This window comes from Nonomuraea sp. NPDC049784, assembly GCF_040659615.1.
Classification (GTDB): Bacteria; Actinomycetota; Actinomycetes; order Streptosporangiales; family Streptosporangiaceae; genus Nonomuraea.
In genome coordinates, this window is the sequence record NZ_JBFAMX010000049.1 from 18463 (window position 1) to 35412 (window position 16950).

19 protein-coding genes and 1 pseudogene are annotated in these 16950 nt (G+C 70.1%); 10 read left to right on the forward strand and 10 right to left on the reverse strand.

Annotated features, from left to right (window positions below; all coding sequences use genetic code 11):
- Positions 1-398: 398 nt before the first annotated feature.
- From AB0J09_RS14110 to AB0J09_RS14125, 4 genes are all read right to left on the reverse strand, one after another.
- Positions 399-1694 (reverse strand): hemolysin family protein, encoded by a 1296-nt coding sequence (locus tag AB0J09_RS14110; RefSeq protein ID WP_360689800.1) that lies wholly within the window; start codon positions 1692-1694, stop codon positions 399-401.
- Positions 1691-2167 carry an rRNA maturation RNase YbeY gene (gene ybeY, locus AB0J09_RS14115; RefSeq protein ID WP_360689802.1) on the reverse strand — a complete coding sequence of 159 codons (477 nt, stop codon included), beginning with the start codon at positions 2165-2167 and terminating at the stop codon, positions 1691-1693. The genes AB0J09_RS14110 and ybeY overlap by 4 nt, the downstream gene beginning before the upstream one ends.
- Complete coding sequence (locus AB0J09_RS14120) at positions 2164-3204, reverse strand: PhoH family protein (protein WP_360689804.1); 1041 nt, start codon at positions 3202-3204, stop codon at positions 2164-2166. The genes ybeY and AB0J09_RS14120 overlap by 4 nt, the downstream gene beginning before the upstream one ends.
- Before the next feature lie 91 nt (positions 3205-3295).
- Positions 3296-3640: a histidine triad nucleotide-binding protein gene (locus tag AB0J09_RS14125; RefSeq protein ID WP_360689806.1), complete on the reverse strand. Its 345-nt coding sequence runs from the start codon at positions 3638-3640 to the stop codon at positions 3296-3298.
- Between the two features lie 279 nt (positions 3641-3919).
- Between AB0J09_RS14125 and AB0J09_RS14130 the strand changes: the two genes are divergently transcribed.
- Together AB0J09_RS14130 and AB0J09_RS14135 are read left to right on the forward strand one after the other, a co-directional pair.
- The gene (locus AB0J09_RS14130; RefSeq protein ID WP_344987656.1) at positions 3920-4432 is read left to right on the forward strand and encodes a SigE family RNA polymerase sigma factor; all 513 of its coding nucleotides are present in this window, start codon (positions 3920-3922) and stop codon (positions 4430-4432) included.
- The gene (locus AB0J09_RS14135; protein WP_360689808.1) at positions 4429-5070 is read left to right on the forward strand and encodes a hypothetical protein; all 642 of its coding nucleotides are present in this window, start codon (positions 4429-4431) and stop codon (positions 5068-5070) included. Before AB0J09_RS14130 ends, AB0J09_RS14135 begins: the two co-directional genes overlap by 4 nt.
- 5 nt (positions 5071-5075) lie before the next feature.
- On the opposite strand, the gene AB0J09_RS14140 is transcribed toward AB0J09_RS14135, so the two are convergent.
- Genes AB0J09_RS14140 through hrcA form a run of 3 tightly spaced genes read right to left on the reverse strand, consistent with a single transcriptional unit; the run spans position 5076 to position 7967 of the window.
- A complete protein-coding gene (locus AB0J09_RS14140) occupies positions 5076-5801 on the reverse strand; it encodes a 16S rRNA (uracil(1498)-N(3))-methyltransferase (RefSeq protein ID WP_360689810.1) in 726 nt (241 codons plus the stop codon).
- A gap of 1 nt (position 5802) precedes the next feature.
- Complete coding sequence (gene dnaJ, locus AB0J09_RS14145) at positions 5803-6942, reverse strand: molecular chaperone DnaJ (protein ID WP_360689812.1); 1140 nt, start codon at positions 6940-6942, stop codon at positions 5803-5805.
- An 11-nt stretch (positions 6943-6953) separates the two neighbouring features.
- Entirely contained in the window at positions 6954-7967 is a 1014-nt protein-coding gene (hrcA, locus tag AB0J09_RS14150) for a heat-inducible transcriptional repressor HrcA (RefSeq protein WP_360689814.1), read from the reverse strand.
- Between the two features lie 158 nt (positions 7968-8125).
- On the opposite strand from hrcA, the gene AB0J09_RS14155 reads away from it, so the two are divergent.
- Genes AB0J09_RS14155 through AB0J09_RS14165 form a run of 3 tightly spaced genes read left to right on the forward strand, consistent with a single transcriptional unit; the run spans position 8126 to position 10388 of the window.
- On the forward strand, positions 8126-8896 hold the full coding sequence (locus AB0J09_RS14155) for a hypothetical protein (protein WP_360689816.1): 771 nt from the start codon (positions 8126-8128) through the stop codon (positions 8894-8896).
- Positions 8897-8913: 17 nt separating this feature from the next.
- Positions 8914-9720 (forward strand): DUF3097 domain-containing protein, encoded by an 807-nt coding sequence (locus AB0J09_RS14160; protein ID WP_360689818.1) that lies wholly within the window; start codon positions 8914-8916, stop codon positions 9718-9720.
- Complete coding sequence (locus AB0J09_RS14165) at positions 9717-10388, forward strand: DUF4870 domain-containing protein (protein WP_360689820.1); 672 nt, start codon at positions 9717-9719, stop codon at positions 10386-10388. Before AB0J09_RS14160 ends, AB0J09_RS14165 begins: the two co-directional genes overlap by 4 nt.
- Here AB0J09_RS14165 and hemW read toward each other — a convergent pair.
- Positions 10385-11605: a radical SAM family heme chaperone HemW gene (gene hemW, locus AB0J09_RS14170; protein ID WP_360689822.1), complete on the reverse strand. Its 1221-nt coding sequence runs from the start codon at positions 11603-11605 to the stop codon at positions 10385-10387. The genes AB0J09_RS14165 and hemW overlap by 4 nt on opposite strands.
- A gap of 339 nt (positions 11606-11944) precedes the next feature.
- Complete coding sequence (locus AB0J09_RS14175) at positions 11945-12580, reverse strand: MOSC domain-containing protein (RefSeq protein WP_360689824.1); 636 nt, start codon at positions 12578-12580, stop codon at positions 11945-11947.
- Positions 12581-12717: 137 nt separating this feature from the next.
- On the opposite strand from AB0J09_RS14175, the gene AB0J09_RS14180 reads away from it, so the two are divergent.
- From AB0J09_RS14180 to AB0J09_RS14190, 3 genes are all read left to right on the forward strand, one after another.
- Positions 12718-13206, forward strand: a complete 489-nt coding sequence (locus AB0J09_RS14180; RefSeq protein WP_360689826.1) for a hypothetical protein — start codon at positions 12718-12720, stop codon at positions 13204-13206.
- On the forward strand, positions 13206-14660 hold the full coding sequence (locus AB0J09_RS14185; protein WP_360689836.1) for a sensor histidine kinase: 1455 nt from the start codon (positions 13206-13208) through the stop codon (positions 14658-14660). Before AB0J09_RS14180 ends, AB0J09_RS14185 begins: the two co-directional genes overlap by 1 nt.
- 97 nt (positions 14661-14757) lie before the next feature.
- The gene (locus AB0J09_RS14190; RefSeq protein ID WP_360689828.1) at positions 14758-15483 is read left to right on the forward strand and encodes a response regulator transcription factor; all 726 of its coding nucleotides are present in this window, start codon (positions 14758-14760) and stop codon (positions 15481-15483) included.
- A 66-nt stretch (positions 15484-15549) separates the two neighbouring features.
- Here AB0J09_RS14190 and AB0J09_RS14195 read toward each other — a convergent pair whose 3' ends face one another.
- The gene (locus tag AB0J09_RS14195; RefSeq protein WP_360689830.1) at positions 15550-15807 is read right to left on the reverse strand and encodes a hypothetical protein; all 258 of its coding nucleotides are present in this window, start codon (positions 15805-15807) and stop codon (positions 15550-15552) included.
- Positions 15808-15952: 145 nt separating this feature from the next.
- Between AB0J09_RS14195 and ccmA the strand changes: the two genes are divergently transcribed.
- Positions 15953-16576 (forward strand): heme ABC exporter ATP-binding protein CcmA, encoded by a 624-nt coding sequence (gene ccmA / locus AB0J09_RS14200; protein WP_360689832.1) that lies wholly within the window; start codon positions 15953-15955, stop codon positions 16574-16576.
- A gap of 136 nt (positions 16577-16712) precedes the next feature.
- Positions 16713-16950 (forward strand): annotated as a pseudogene (locus AB0J09_RS14205) (hypothetical protein); the annotation flags it as partial.

Genomic DNA, 16950 nt, shown 5'->3' on the forward strand with positions numbered 1-16950 from the left:
TCCCCCTCTGGTCTGCCCTCGCCCACCGGCAGCTCTCCGGTCCCCGTCGTCCGCGCTCTTCGCCGTTGGGCCCCGCCCTTCGGCCTGCCCTCCCTCGTGCTGCCGTCCCTCCGGCACAGACAGGGACGAGGGTGCGCGACGGACATCCGTCCCTCCCGGCGTCCAGCCACCCTCTCGTCCTCTATCCCGCCGGCCCACGCCTGTCGCCGACACGCCTCCGCGGCATACCCGCGGCGCGCCTTGCCCAGCGCGCCTTGCCTGGAGGTAGCGGCTCCGCCCTGCGTTCCGCCTGCACATGTGCGAGCGCGGCCGCTCGCCGGGCGGCGCGCCCGGGGCACGCAACCGGCCGCGGGACGGCACACCGGGCGGCACACGGCGGGGCGAGGGTGGCGGGTGGGTCAGTCGTGTTCGGCGGGGGCCGGGGCGGACTCGTCCTCCGGAGGCTTGGCATGGCGCACCACGACCGTGCTGATGCGATTGCGGCGGCCCGCCAGGCTTTCGGCGGTGAGCGTGAGCCCGGCCATCTCGGCGTGCGACCCGGCGATCGGCACCCGCCCGAGCGCGTGGGCGAGCAGCCCGCCCACGGTCTCCACGTCGTCCACCTCGATCTCGGTGTCGAACAGCTCGGCCAGCTCGTCGACGGGCATCCGGGCGGTCACCCGCATCCCACCGTCGGGCATGGGCTCGACGCGGGGCGCCTCCTGGTCGTACTCGTCGGTGATCTCGCCGACGATCTCCTCCAGCACGTCCTCGATCGTGACGAGCCCGGCGGTGCCGCCGTACTCGTCGATGACGATGGCGATGTGGATCTGCCGCGCCTGCATCTCCCGCATGAGCTGGTCGATGGGCTTGCTCTCCGGCACGTACGCGGCCGGCCGCATGATCGACTCGACCGTCTCCTCGCCCCCGCCCTCACCGGTCTCGTGGATCTTGCGGGCGATGTCCTTGAGGTACGCCATGCCGATGACGTCGTCCTCGTTCTCGCCCACGACGGGAATGCGGGAGAACCCGCTGCGCAGCGCCAGCGACAGGGCCTGGCTGATCGACTTGCCGCGTTCGATGTAGACCATGTCGGTGCGCGGCACCATGACCTCGCGCACCAGCGTGTCGCCCAGCTCGAAAACGGAGTGGATCATCTCGCGCTCGTCCGGCTCGATCACCCGGCGCTCCTCGGCCAGATCGACCAGGTCGCGCAGCTCGGCCTCCGAGGTGAACGGCCCCTCACGGAACCCCTTGCCGGGGGTCAGGGCGTTACCGAGCAGGATGAGCAGCTTGGGGAGGGGTCCGAAGATGCGGGTCAGGCCGTACACGATGGGGGCGCTGGCCAGTGCGACCGGCTCGGCGTGCTGGCGCCCCAGCGTACGCGGCATCACACCCACCACGACGTAGCTGGTCACGATCATCACGACGGCGGCCCAGAAATACGCCCAGCCCTGGTCGTGCAGGAGATCGATGAACAGCAGCGTCGCGATGACCGTGGCCACCAGCTCGCAGCTCAGCCTGAGCAGCAGGAGCAGGTTGAGGTAGCGCGGCGGATCGTCGACGATGGCCTGCAGCCGCACGGAACCCCGCCGGCCCTCGCGCACGTATTCCTCGGCACGCACTCTGGAGATGCGCGTCAGTGCCGTTTCCGCACTGGCGATCAGGCCACCGATGATCACAAGGGCGATGGCCGAAAGCAACCAGGCGTTCACCGCGAGTTGCGCACCTCCTGCCAGGACTCGAGGAGCCGAGCCTGAAGGCCGAACATCTCCTTGTGCTCCTCGGGCTCGGCGTGGTCATAGCCGAGCAGGTGGAGGATGCCGTGGGTGCACAGCAGCTCCAGCTCGTCGGCCGTGCTGTGGCCCGCCTCCTCGGCCTGCCTGGCGGCCACCTGCGGGCAGAGCACGACGTCGCCGAGGAGCGCCGGGTCGGCGGGGCTCTCCGAGTCGCCGCGAGCGCCCCCGCCCGGACGCAGCTCGTCCATCGGGAACGCCAGCACGTCGGTCGGGCCCGGCTCGCCCATCCACTTCTCGTGCAGCTCGGACATGGCGTCCTCGTCGACCACCACGATGGACAGCTCCGCGAGCGGGTTGATGCCCATCTCGCCGAGCACGTGGGCGGCCAGGGCGACGAGACTCTCCTCGTCGACCCCGACACCCGACTCGTTGTTGATCTCGATGCTCATGGTCGCCGCTTCCCCCGATGCTGGATGCTCTTCGGCTCCTGGGCGGCCTGCGAGGCGTCGTAGCGCCCGTACGCGTCCACGATCTCGCTCACCAGCTTGTGGCGGACCACGTCGGCACTGGTCAGGCGCGCGAAGTGGATGTCGGGGATGCCGTCGAGGATCTCCTGGACGACCCGCAGCCCGCTCACCGTGCCGTTGGGCAGGTCGACCTGCGTCACGTCACCGGTCACCACGATCTTGGAGTTGAAGCCGAGCCGGGTGAGGAACATCTTCATCTGCTCGGCCGAGGAGTTCTGCGCCTCGTCGAGGATGATGAACGCGTCGTTGAGCGTGCGACCGCGCATGTACGCCAGCGGCGCGACCTCGATCGTGCCCGCGGCCATCAGCTTGGGGATGGAGTCGGGGTCGAGCATGTCGTGCAGCGCGTCGTAGAGCGGCCGCAGGTAGGGGTCGATCTTCTCGTACAGCGTGCCGGGCAGGAAGCCCAGCCGCTCGCCGGCCTCGACGGCCGGGCGGGTCAGGATGATCCGGTTGACCCGCTTCTCCTGCAGCGCCCGCACGGCCTTGGCCATCGCGAGGTAGGTCTTGCCGGTGCCCGCGGGGCCGATGCCGAACACGACCGTGTGCTTGTCGATCGCGTCGACGTACCGCTTCTGGTTGACCGTCTTCGGCCTGATCGTGCGCCCGCGCGAGGAGAGGATGTCCAGGGACAGCACCTCGGCGGGACGGTCGGAGGTCATGCGGAGCATGGCGATGCTGCGCTCGACCGCGTCGGGGGTGAGCTCGCCGCCGCTGCGCAGCACCTCGACCAGCTCCTCGAAGAGCCGCACCACGGTGCCGCTCTCGTCGGGGCTGCCGGTGACGGTGATCTCGTTGCCGCGAACGTGGATGTCGGCCCTGAAGGCGCCCTCGATGACGCGTAGCAGCTCGTCGCGGGAGCCCAGGAGGCTGACCATCGAGTATTCGTCCGGAATCAGCACCTTGGCTTGAGTGCGCGAGGGAGGTGCCGTGCGTCGGGATTCATGTAGTTCGGACATGGGCAGGCCAGTGGCCTGATGCCTCCCGGTCTCTTTCGGTGTTCTTCTGTGCCCATCGTATCCGGGACCGGGCCGACCGCTCTCCCCAATATCAGCCGGGCGGCCAGGTCAGGTCGCGCCCGCCCAGAACGTGGGCGTGCACGTGGAAAACGGTCTGCCCGGCGCCGAGCCCGGTGTTGAACACCACGCGGTAGCCGCCGTCGGCCACGTGCTCCTGCACGGCCACCGCGTGGGCGGCCTTGAGCACCTCGTCGGCGAGCCCGTCATCGGCCGCGGCGAGCGCCGCCGCGTCGGCATGGTGCTGCTTCGGGATGACCAGCACATGGGTGGGCGCCTGCGGGTTGACGTCACGGAACGCCAACGTCCTGCCGGTTTCATAAACGATCTCGGCGGGAATCTCCTTGGCGACGATTTTGCAGAAGAGGCAATCGCTCACCCGATCACCCTACCGAGAGCCCCGACGTACGTAACCCGTTGCCAATCGGTAATCCTCTGTGTCGTGCGAAGGAAGATCCACGCGGTTAGGGTGAGTGTGCGACACTTCAGCAAAAAAGGACGATTCAGGGTCGGGCAAGCGCCACCTGGCGAGGACACGACTGGGTAAATGCACCCTAAGGAACCGGGGAAACCTCAAGAACCGGAAGAGCGTAAACCCTCTGGGAAGGCTGAGCGTCCCATTGATGTGACCACCGAAACCCTTCTGGCCGATAGGTCGATGGGGGCGGCACCGGTCGGGTGGGATGCCGACATGGCCGTGACCGCGCTCTATAGCGCGCACTTCCGGTCGTTGGTGCGTCTCGCTGTGTTGCTGGTGCGAGATACGGCGACTGCTGAGGAAGTCGTGCAGGATGCGTTCGTCGCCATCCATGGCGCTTGGCGTAGGCTGCGTGACCCCGACAAAGCACTCGCTTACCTCCGTCAATCCGTCGTCAACCGGTCCCGTTCCGTGCTGCGTCACCGCGCGGTCGTCGAGAAGTACGCTCCCAAGGGGCTGCCCGATGCCCCGAGCGCCGAGAACGGCGCGATCGGCGAGCTGGAACGCTCCGCCGTCATCGAGGCGTTACGTGCCCTGCCAACCCGACAGAGAGAAGCACTGGTTCTGCGGTACTACGGTGACCTGTCCGAAGCTGAGATCGCCCACGCGATGGGCATCAGCAAGGGAGCGGTCAAGAGCCACACGGCACGTGGCATGGCCGCACTGCGATCCGTTCTGGAGAAAATGTCATGACCCAGCCCCCCGACGAGTACGGCGATCTCCTGCGCCGTGCGCTCCGCGCGGAGGCGGACGCGGTCGTGCCCTCGCCGGATGGATTGGAGATCATCCGCGCCCGCATCGAGCGGCGCGGCGTCCGTAACCTGTTCTGGTGGCGTGCGGGCGCGGCCGCCGCCAGCGCCGTCCTGGTAGCGGGAACGATCGTGATGGCCGTTCCGCAGCTGCGCACACAGATCATCAACTCGCAACCTGTGGAGAACGAGACCTCCAGGGTCCCGTCCAACTCCTCCACCACGCGCTCCCAGGAACCGCCGCCGCCCTCCAGGCAGCCGACCCACGACCAGCACCCCGTCGTGGTCCCCGAGATCTCCAAGAGCCCGACGCCCCGGCCCTCGAAGAGGGCGGAATCGACCAGCAGGCCGTCTCAGACGCCCACCCCGACCCCGACCGCGTGCCCGACGCCCCAGGCCGAACAGGCCGACCCGCCGTCCGACTGCCCCTCGGCCTCGCCCACTCCGTCGCCATCGCCGTCGGCGGAGGACACGCTGCAGCCCACGGCGTGCCCGGTCGATGAGTGCCCACCCAATGACATCACCGACGCCCCCACCGACTTGACCAGCCCGTTGGTGGACGCCTCCCACACGACGCCCTGAAAGCCCTACCAGCGTCCGGTACGCGTGAGCAGCACGGAGGCCGCCGCCACCCCTGCCGTGGACGTACGCAGCACCGTGGGCCCCAGCAGCACGGACACCGCCTTGGCCGCCCGGAACCCGGCCAGCTCCTCGTCCGAGACGCCGCCCTCGGGCCCCACGACCATCACGATGTCGCCCGACGCGGGCAGCGCCACGCCCGACAGCGGCTCGGCCGCCTCCTCGTGCAGCACCAGGCCCAGCGCCGCGCCCGCCAGCAGCTCCTCGACCTGCGCGGTGGTGGCGGGCTCGGTCACTTCGGGCAGGTGGAACCTGCGGGCCTGCTTGCCCGCCTCGCGAGCGGTGGAGCGCCACCGGTGCAGCCCCTTGGCCACCTTGTCGCCCTTCCACTGGGCGATGCTGCGCGAGGCCGCCCAGGGCACGATGACGTCGACGCCGGCCTCGGTCATCATCTCGACCGCCAGCTCGCCCCTGTCGCCCTTGGGCAGCCCCTGGACGACGACCAGCCGCGGCTCGGGCGGCTCGAGTTCGTAGCGGCGCAGCACGTCGAGCCTGAGTGCGTCCTTCAGCACCTCGCGTACGACGCACTCGGCGACCGTACCGGCGCCGTCCGTCAGATCGACCCGCTCGCCGGCCCGCAGGCGCCGCACGGAGGCCGCGTGCCGCCCCTCGGGGCCGGCGAGCGTCAGCTCGGGCCCGTCCAGCTCCTGGGACAGGAACACCGGGACGGTCACGTCACCTGCCGTTGAAGGCGTCGCGCAGCCGGGAGAAGAAGCCCTGCTGGCCGGGGGCGAACTTGCCCGGCGGCCGCTCCTCGCCCCGCTGCTTGGCCAGCTCGCGCAGCAGCTCCTCCTGTGGGGGGTCGAGCCGGGTCGGGGTCTCGACGTTGACGTGGATCAGCAGGTCGCCGCGGCCCGACTCGTTGAGCCGCTGCACGCCCCGCCCGTACATGGTGATGACCTGGCCCGCCTGCGTGCCGGGGCGGACATCGACCTCCTCGGAGCCGTCGAGCGTCTCGACCGCCAGGATGGTGCCGAGCGCGGCGGCCGTCATCGGGAGCTGCACGGTGCAGTGGAGGTCGTCACCGCGCCGCTCGAAGATCTCGTGAGGCCGCTCGACGATCTCCAGGAACAGGTCTCCGGGAGGGCCGCCACCGGGGCCGACCTCGCCCTCGCCGGCGAGCTGGATGTGGGTGCCGTCCTCGACGCCCGCGGGGATGCGGACCTTGATCGTACGGCGGGTGCGCACCCGGCCGTCGCCGGAGCACTCCTGGCAGGGGTGGCGGATGATGGTGCCGAACCCGCCGCACTGCGGGCACGGCCGCGAGGTCATGACCTGACCCAGGAACGAGCGGGTGACCTGGGAGATCTCGCCGCGCCCGTTGCACATGTCGCAGGTGTCGGGATGCGTGCCGGGCGCCGCGCCGGCCCCGTGGCAGACCTCGCAGAGCACGGCCGTGTCGACGACCAGCTCGCGGGTGGTCCCGAACGCCGTCTCGCGCAGGTCGAGCTCGACCCGGATGGTGGCGTTGCGCCCCCTGCGGGCCCGCGAGCGCGGCCCCCGGGTGCCGGCCGCGGTGCCGAAGAAGGCGTCCATGATGTCGCTGAAGGGGAAGCCCGCCCCGAAGCCGCCGGCGGCCGCACCTGCTCCCGCGCCGCCGAAGGGGTCGCCACCCAGATCGTACATCTGGCGCTTGTTCGGGTCGGACAGCACCTCGTAGGCCTGCGTGATCTCCTTGAACCGCTCCTGGGTCTCAGGATCGGGGTTCACGTCCGGATGCAGCTCGCGGGCCAGGCGGCGGTACGCCTTCTTGATCTCGTCCTGACTGGCGTCACGGCGCACCCCGAGGGTGGCGTAGTAGTCGCTGTTTGCCACTTATCGACCTCTTATGATGCAGCCAGGATCTGGCTGACGTAGCGTGCCACCGCGCGCACGGCGCCCATCGTAACGGGGTAATCCATCCTCGTCGGCCCCAGCACGCCGAGCCGGGCCAGTTGGTTGTCGCCAGAACCGTATCCGGTCGCGACGATGGATGTGCCCCGCAGGTAGGGGTTTTCGGAGCCGATGCGCACGGTGAGCGCGGACGGAGTGTCTGCGGTTGTCTCGCCCAGCAGCCGCATGAGCACGACCTGCTCCTCCAGCGCCTCGAGCACGTCGCGCAGACCGGTCGTGAAGTCGGCACCCGCGAGGTTGGCCGCGCCGGCGAACACGATCTTCTCGTCGTGCCGCTCGACCAGCGTCTCGAGCAGCACCGACAGGATCGTGGCCACCGCGGGCCGGTCTTCGACGGGCAGCCGCTCGGGCAGGTCGGCGACGAGCTCGGGCACGGAGCTCAGGCCGCAGCCGTCGAGGCAGGCGTTGAGCACCGCGCGCAGATGGGCGATGCGGGTGTCCTCCACCACCTCGGGCAGCTCGATCACGCGCTGCTCGACGCGGCCGGTGTTGGTGATCAGCACGAGCATGACCCGCCGGTCGTTCAGCGGCACCAGCTCGACGTGCCTGACCGTCGAACGCGTCAGCGTCGGGTACTGCACGACCGCCACCTGCCTGGTCAGCTGCGCGAGCAGCCGGACCGTGCGGGTGACCACGTCGTCCAGGTCGACCGCGCCCGCGAGGAACGTCTCAATGGCCCTGCGCTCGGCCCCCGACAGGGGCTTGACCTGCGAGAGCCGGTCGACGAACAGGCGGTAGCCCTTGTCCGTCGGCACGCGGCCCGCGCTGGTGTGCGGCTGGGTGATGTAACCCTCCTCCTCCAGCGCGGCCATGTCGTTTCTGACCGTCGCCGGGGAGACCTTCAGATTGTGGCGCTCGGCGAGCGCCTTGGAGCCCACCGGTTCGTTGGTGGACACGTAGTCTTCGACAATGGCGCGGAGCACCGCCAGCTTCCGATCGTCGAGCACGTGCTCACCTCCTGCCTCTGACATCTGAGGAACACAACCATCTAGCACTCTGTGTTCCTGAGTGCCAAGTGTACGGCTCTCGCCCACAAGGTGCGATAACACCAGGTCGCAACCTGGCTCCTAGCTTCTTACAAGGGGCAAGTACCACACTTGCCGACATGAGCGACAATTCCCCGCCTCCGCCGTACGGCCCGCAGCCCGGCTCCCAACCTGGCTACGGCCCCCAGCCCGGGTCCCAGCCCGGTTACGGGCAGCCTCCGCCACAGTACGGACCTCCGCCGCAGTACGGCCCGCCACCGCAGTACGGCCGGCCGCCCCAATACGGCCCACCTCCTCAGTACGGACAATACGGCCAACAACCCCAATTTCCCCCTCGAATCGACTCGAAAGCCATCAAACCGCGTCTTTGGTGGATCGGGCTCGTCTGGGCGATCTTCGCCGTGTGCGCGATCGTCGGTGTCGTCGTGTTCTCCACGGGCCTTGTGAGCAGCGTGAGCGACATCGCCCCGTCCAGGACGTTCGCATCCGGCGAAAGCGTGACGCTGCCGATCGACCCGGCGAACAAGCCCGCGATCTACCTTTCCAGCGACACTGCCGTCCACTACGAGTGCCAGATCTCGGGCCAGGCCAGGCTCGCCAAGACCACGGGCTCGCAGAGGGTCACGTCCGGAGCCGTCACCTGGGAGCAGATCCTCGTGATCAACTCCCCGTCCAAGGGCGACTACCAGCTGACCTGCACCACCCAGGAGCAGGCCGACGTGCGTTACGGCGTGGGCCGTGAGCTGGCCTCGGCCGCGGGCGGCATCGTCGGCGGGGTGGCCGCGCTCCTCCTGATCCCCGGCGCGGGGCTGCTCGTGGCCATCATCGGCACCGTCGTCGTGCTGGTACGCCGTAACGGCGCGCGGAAGCGCCTTGCAGTCGGCGGGTGATTTGCTACGGTCCCCGTGTGTACGAGGGCGATGTGCTGGCGGGGAATTGGCGGCGGCCGGGGAAGGGCAAGATCCCGAAGGTGCCCGCCGAGCTGGACCTCGTCGTGGAGGACGCCGACAGCGGCTTCTGCGGCGCCATAGTGGCCTGCGACAAGGAGGCCGTCACGCTCGAAGACCGGTTCGGCAAGCGCCGGCTGTTCCCGCTCGCGCCCGCCGCGTTCCTGCTGGAGGGCAAGCCCGTGACGCTGGTACGCCCGACGGCGGCCCCCACGGGCTCCAGGCGCAGCGCGTCCGGCTCGATCGCCGTGGAGGGGCTGCGGGCGAGGGTGGCCAGGGAGAGCCGGATCTACGTGGAGGGCGTGCACGACGCCGCCCTGGTCGAGAAGATCTGGGGTCATGACCTGCGGGTCGAGGGGGTCGTGGTCGAATACCTGGAGGGCGTGGACGACCTGCCGGCCGTCGTGGCGGAGTTCGGCCCTGAGCCGGGGCGCCGGCTGGGGGTGCTGGTGGACCATCTCGTGCCCGGGTCCAAGGAGAGCAGGATCGCGGCCGAGATCACCTCGCCGGACGTGCTCGTCGTGGGGCATCCGTTCATCGACATCTGGCAGGCGGTCAAGCCGTCCGTGCTGCGCATTCCCGCCTGGCCCGCCGTGCCGCGCGGAGTGCCGTGGAAAGAGGGCGTGATCGCCGCCCTGGGCTGGCGCATGGAGCCCGCGGAGGCGTGGCGGCGGATCCTCGGCGCCGTCTCCACGTACACAGACCTGGAGCCGGAACTGCTCGGCCGGGTCGAGGAACTGATCGACTTCGTTACGGAGGCATCATGAGCCAGGACCCCCCGCAGCCGGCGCCGGACGACGACGCCACCCGCTTCGTCCCACCATCGGACATCCCTCCCAGCCAGGGCTCCGGCCCCCAGCCGTCGAGCTACGGACAGCAGCCCGGCTCCGAGCCTGGGTACGGCCAGCCCGGGTACGGCCAGCCCGGGTACGGCCAACCGGGCTACGGCCAACCGGGCTACGGGCAGCCTGGTTACGGGCAGGCTGGTTACGGGCAGCAACCCCCGAGCTACGGCCCTCCCCCGCCGGGCTACGGCCCCCCGCCGCAGCAGCCCGGCTACGGGTACGCCCCGCATCTGGGAGAGCCGTACGTCCCCGGCAGGTTCGGCCCCCGCCCGGGCACCGACGACACCACCATGGCGATGCTCGCGCACCTGCTCGGCCTGCTGGTCTCCTGGGTCGGCCCGCTGATCATCTACCTGATGAAGAAGGACGAGTCCCCCTACGTCAGGGATCAGGCGGCGGAGGCGCTCAACTTCCAGATCACGATGTTCATCGGCTACATCGTGGCGGGCATCCTGGTGGTCGTCTTCATCGGCCTGCTCCTGCTGCCGGTCGTCTGGATCCTGTCCCTGATCTTCCACATCCAGGCCGCCATGGCCACCAACCGGGGCGAGAGGTATCGCTACCCGTTCTCCATCCGCATGATCACCTAGACCAGCAGATCCCTGACGAGGGCGTCGGCCAGCAGCCGGCCCTGGAGCGTGAGCACCATCAGCCCGGACCTGAACGGTCCGGGCTCCAGCAGCCCGCGTGCCAGGGCGCTCGCCACGGCCGGGCGCGCGGCGGGCGCCACCTCGCTCAGCGGGTAGCCGGACGACAGCCGTAGCTCCAGCATCAGCCGCTCGGCCGCCCGGTCGTCGTCGCCGAGCACCTCGCGCGCGTGCGCGGGCGAGGCGCCGGCGGCCAGGCGCTGGGCGTAGGCGGCCGGGTGCTTGACGTTCCACCAGCGGGTGCCGCCGACGTGGCTGTGGGCGCCGGGCCCGGCGGCCCACCAGTCGCCGCCAGTCCAGTAGAGCAGGTTGTGGCGGCAGCGCGCCTGCTCGGACGTGGCCCAGTTGGACACCTCGTACCAGCTGAACCCGGCCTGCGACAGCAGCTCGTCGGCGATCTGGTAGCGGTCGGCGGCCACGTCGTCGTCGGGCATGGGCAGCTCGCCGCGCCTGATCCTGGCCGCCAGCCTGGTGCCCTCCTCGACGATCAGCGAGTACGCCGACACGTGGTCGGGCCCGGCCTCGATCGCGGCGGCCAGCGAGGCCCGCCAGTCGTCGTCGGACTCGCCCGGCGTGCTGTAGATGAGGTCGAGGTTGACGTGCTCGAACCCGGCCTCTTTCGCCTCCTTCACGGCCGTCGCCGCCCTGCCCGGGGTGTGCCGGCGGTCGAGCACGTGGAGCACGTGCTCGCGTGCGCTCTGCATGCCGAAACTGACCCGGTTGAAGCCGCCCTGGCGGAGCTTGTCGAGGTAGGCGGGGTCGACGGACTCGGGGTTGGCCTCGGTGGTCACCTCGGCCCCCGGCCGCAGCCCGAACTCCGAGTCGATCGCGGCCAGGATCCTGGCCAGGTCTTCCGGAGGCAGCAGCGTGGGCGTGCCGCCGCCGAAGAACACCGTCTCCACCGGCAGGCCGGCCGCCCCCAGGACGCGGCGCGCGAGGCGAATCTCCTCGACGACCGTGTCCGCGTAGTCCCGCTGCGAGGCGCCCGGGCCCAGCTCGGCGGCGGTGTAGGTGTTGAAGTCGCAGTAGCCGCAGCGGGTCACGCAGAACGGCACGTGCACGTAGAAGCCGAACGGACGCTCGCCGAGGCCCCTCAGGGCGGTGTCGGGCAGCTCGCCCGAGGTGGGCGCGGGATCGCCGTCAGGCAGGGTGGATGGCACGCTTCCAGTCTGCCGGGTACTCGGGAGTGCTATCGAACTGCAACCCCCGAGGTATCCACTGATGCCGAACCAGCCGAAAGGAGTCCCCACATGGCGGGCATCGGCATCGTGGGCGCGGGGATCTCCAGCCCGGAGGAGGTGGCGCGGATCGTTGACGGCGGTGTCCCATGAGCACACCCCCGGAGACGCCCGCCGTCCAGCCCCGGCGCAACACGCACGGCGCCCCAGCAGGGCACGTCGCCGATCCCTGCCACAAGGCGACTCAGGACGGCATGTCGCCGAGCCCCACCACAAGACGACCCCAGCACCACACATCGCCCAGTCCCGTCGTAAGGAGGCTCAGGACGGCACGTCGCCGAGCACCCGCTCAGCCATGCGATCCCACTCGGGATCATGCCCGGGAACCGCCAGAATGCGGCGGAGCGCGTCCGCGTCCCCGTGGCGGGCACGGAACCAGTCGCCCACCGTGATTCCGGCCTCAGGCCGCGAGACGATCTCCACCGAGTCCCCCGTGCCCAGCTCACCGAGCTCGAGCACCCGCAGGTACGCCCCGGGCCGCCCCGCCTCCGTGAACCGCTTGACCCATCCGGGCTCGTCCATCCAGTTGCGGAACACCACGCACGGAATCCGGGGCCCGCTCACCTCCAGCACGGCGCTGCCCACCCGCCACCGCTCACCGATCAAGGCGCCGGTGACGTCGAGGCCGGACGTGGTGAGGTTCTCCCCGAACCGCCCGTCACGCAGCTCCCGCCCGAGCTCGCGTTCCCACCAGTCGTAGTCCTCCCTGGCGTACGAGTAGACGGCGTGATCGAGCGAGCCGTGGTGCTCCTTGTCGGCCCGCTCGTCACCGGCGAGCCCGTTGGCCAGCACCTCCACCCGGTGCGTGACCCGCTGCTTGTCGATAGCGGTACGCCCGAGCTTCCCCGCCCACTCTGCCTCGACCGTTGTGCCCACATTTACGGAGAGAACGCGCATGTTCGGACGGTAACCCGTGCCCCCTCCACGTGGCCAACCAATTCCACCTCACCTCGGCCTCCACCCCAGGGTGGAGATCCTCGCTCTCAACCCACAGGCCGATCCTCTACGCCCCTCTCATCCCTACGGTCAATCCCGTGGATTACATGCCAATGTCCCTCGTCGTCCTCTTCGCCGTGATCTTCGTCGTCTATCGCCAGATGAAAACCCGCCCCACGGCCAAGCGAGGCATCCTCTACACCGCCGCCGTCATGATCGTCGTCGGCGTCGTCACGGGCGGGCTCATCGACGGCCGTCACCTCGCGCTCAGCCTTGGGCTGCTCGTGGTGGAGGCCGTCGTCGCCGTCGCACTCGGTGTGTGGCGCGCGGCGACCGTACGGGTGTGGCTGGACGACTCCGGCATCGCCTGGTCGAGGGCCACGGGCTGGACCCTCCTGGCGTGGCTGGCCTCGATCGCGACCCGCGTCGGCCTCTACTTCGCCGGTCAGGCCCTCGGCCTCACCTCCTCCCCCAGCGGGGTCCTGCTGTTCGTCGGGCTCACCATCGGCGCTCAGGCGTACCTCGTCGCCCGCAGGGGACGCGCCCTTACCGGCACGGGCAGGCAACCCGATACCGTCGTGAGGTGATGCGTGCGCCCTCCGAAATCGTCCCCACCGCGTTGCGGCTGGGGACGATCGTGCTGCTGGTCGTGGCCCAGATGAGAGCGACCCCCGCGCCCGGCCTGACCGGCACCTCCCTGGCGATCACCCTCATGACCGTTGCCCTGGCCCTCGCACTGCTGACCGTCCTGCTCCTGTCGATCCGCCGCCCCCCGAACCGGGAGACGCGGCGGCCGGCCGATTGGCTCACCACCCCTCAGCAACAGCCCTCCCTCCCGCTGCGGATCCAGTCGCGCCTCCGCAGCCTCCCTCTGTGGAAGGCGCCGCGGTCACGTCGCCCCGCGAGTCGCCTCGAAGCGGCCGGCCATGACCAACGGCACATCCACCCCGCGCCGGCAGGGTCAGCCCTCGCCAACCAACGCACTCGCGAATCACACCACCCCAGCGACCACCCTCCGCAGGAGGCACATCCCCGCGGGAACCAACGACCGCTGACGGCCCAGCAGCCCGGCGACGAACCGCCGCGTGCACAGCACGCCGGAAACCCATCGCCACCAGAGGCACGGCGCCCCCTCCTCGTCTTCGGCGTGCCCGTCGCCCTGATCGCCCTCGGCCTGGCCGTAATCCTCTCCCTCGCCCTCAACGCCCTGACCCAAGGCGGCCCGGCCATCGCGGCCCTGCTCATCTGCGTCAGCCTGGCCGTGACCCGCTTCTCCCTGCGCCAGGCGCTGCCCATCGGTGTGCTGGCCGTCGTGGGGGCGATCGTGGCAGGCGAGATCGCCGGCAAACCTTCCCAGGACCTCCCCCTCATCCTCAGCACCTGCCTGATCTTCCTGATTTCGTACGCGGCCAAACAGCGCAAGGCCACCAGAGCCGCCCAGGCGCGAGAAGCCGTACTCGCGGAACGGGCCAGGATCGCCAGGGAGATCCACGACATCCTCGCCCACTCCCTTTCGGCCCAGCTCGTCCACCTGGAGGGCGCCAAGCTGCTGCTGCGCGCGGAGCGGACCGCCGAGGCGCTCGAACGGGTCACCCACGCCCGCGACCTGGCCAAGTCCGGGCTCGAGGAGGCCAGGCGAGCGGTGGCGGCACTACGCGAGGATCCCCCCGCACTCCCCGCTGCACTGAGCACGCTCGCGCAGGACTTCGAGAGCACCACGCACCAGGCCTGCACGCTGCGCATCTCAGGCTCTCAGCACCGCCTCCCGCCGGAAACAGAGCTCGCCCTGGTCCGCACCGCCCAGGAAGCCCTCACGAACGTACGCCGCCACGCCCCCGGCAGCCCGGCCACGGTCGAGCTCGAGTTCGGCCGGCCCTGGTGCGAACTGCGCGTCACCAACCCGGCCTCCACGGAGAAGGGCTCCCCCGGGGGCGGCTACGGCCTCGTGGGCATGCGCGAACGCGCTGAACTACTGGGCGGAACGCTGTCCGCAGGCGAACACGACGGCGGCTTCCTGGTCCACCTGAAGGTACCGTCATGACCTCAACCGCTCCCCCTGAACCCTCTCCGTCCACCAGGGCCACTCCTCCCCTTGGCGTCGGCGGCCATGACGGCAGGAGAGGCCCGGAGGCGTCCCCATGACCAAGGTGATCGTGGTCGACGACCAGGCCGTGGTGCGTGAGGGCCTGGTGCTGCTGCTCGGTCTGCTGCCCGAGATCGAGGTCGTCGGTGCGGCGGGCGATGGCGAGGCGGCGCTCCGGCTCGTCGAGGAGCAGCGGCCGGACGTGGTGCTCATGGACCTGCGCATGCCTCGCATGGACGGCGTCGAGGCCACCGGGCGCATCCGCTCGGCGTACCCGGACACGCAGGTCGTCGTGCTCACCACGTTCTCCGATGACGAGTCCGTCTTCGCCGCGTTGAAGGCCGGTGCGCGCGGCTTCCTCACCAAGGACGCGGACTCCGACGACATCGCCAGAGCCGTCGCCACGGTGATGCGCGGCGACGCCCAACTCGACCCCACCGTCCAACGCCGCCTCCTGGACACCATGTCGACATCCCCACCCCCACACGCCACGACCCCCGTCCCTCCTGCCAGAACCACTGCCCCCGCGCCCACGGCCCCTGCCTCGCCGGCTCCAGGAGCGCGCCGTGACGAGCTCCCGGACGGGCTGACCCGTCGTGAGGGCGAGGTGCTGGCCCTCATCGCCGACGGCTTCTCGAACGCCGAGATCGCCGCCCGCCTCCACATCACAGAGGCCACCGTCAAGACCCACATCAACAACCTGTTCGCCAAGGCGCACCTGCGTGACCGAGCGCAGGCCGTCACCTACGCGTTCCGCCACGGCATAGCGCGCCCGCACTGAGGGAGCATGGACGGGTCATGGGCGGCAAAAGGAGTGAGCTGGTGTCGCCCCGGACGCGGCCGCGGCTCAGCCCGAGTTGAGCTGGGACTCGCCGTCGAACCCTGCCAGCTGTAACAACGTCTCCAACGCCGCCTGCCTGGTCTCCTCGACCGAGTCGCCCCGTTCGCCGAAACACTCCGCCGCCACGTCGAGCAGCGCCGTCACCACGACTGCATCGGGATAGGGCACATCGACGAGCACCGTGCCGTCGTCCCCCTCTTCGCCCGGAGTCAGGTGGAGCCGTAGCAGCCGTCGAGTCTCCTCCGCCACAGCGACCCCCAACACGGCGGCACGCTCAAATCGCTCAGAAGCAGTCATGTCACCCTCCAGTCGCACTGGTGTTCGGAATAAAAGTAGGCGACGGCACCGACAAAAACCCTCGTGATCGCCGGCGCCCACGATCGCTCGTGCCAGTGGCTACGCTCGAACGGTGTACGACTCGATCATCAGTGTTCACGACCTCACGGTCGAACTCGGTGGTAACCCCGTGCTGCGGGGCATGGAGCTGACCGTGTCCACGGGCGAGATCGTGGCCGTGGTCGGCCCGAACGGATCCGGTAAGTCGACTCTGCTGCGCTGCCTGGCCGGGCTGCAGCCCGCCACCTCGGGCGAGGTGCGGGTGCTCGGAGAGCCGCCTGCCGATGATGCCGCGTTCTGGCGTCAAGTCGCGCTGCTGGGCGACGAGCCCGCCTGGTATCCGGGGCTCACCGCCCGCGAGCACCTGGAACTCATGGGAGCCGTGCACGCCCGGGCTCGCATGACGGTCGAGGCGGCGCTGGAGGTGTTCGCGCTGGCGGAGCGGGCCGACTCGCCGCCGCTGAACCTGTCCACCGGCCAGCGCCAGCGTCTCTCCTTGGCCGCCACACTGCTCAGGCCCAGCACCTTGCTGCTGCTGGACGAGCCGGAGCGCGGCCTGGACACCGATTTCCGGGCCCGGCTGGCTGATCTGCTCAGCGAATACGCAAGCGAGGGCGGCACAGTGATCATGGCCACGCACGACCAGGGCCTGGCCACCCACGCCCGGCAGATCTCGCCCTCAGGGGTGGCCGCGTGAGCGCCGACATCCCCGGCGCGAGGCCCCGCGTCCGCCGCCGCATGGCGGCAGGCGCATTGGGATCGGGCGTCCTGAGGTCGGACAAACGTGGTGGCGTGATGGTCTTTCCCGGTAAGTGCTCGGAAGCGGTGGGCGGGTGAACGGGGCAGAAGGAAGCGTGGGGGCGGTGCGGGCGTACCTCCGTTCGCGCGGCCGAGCCCCCGCCGGCCTCCTCGATCGGTACGTCTCCGGCTTCGGCCTGGTGATGCTCATCGCGGTGATCGGCCGGCCGTTGTCCACCGTGATCTCCGGCCTGGCGGGACCCGCCGATCCCGTGCGCATGAGCGCGGGCGCGGCGCTGGTCGCGCTGGCGATGGCCGGATTCCTCGCCGCGG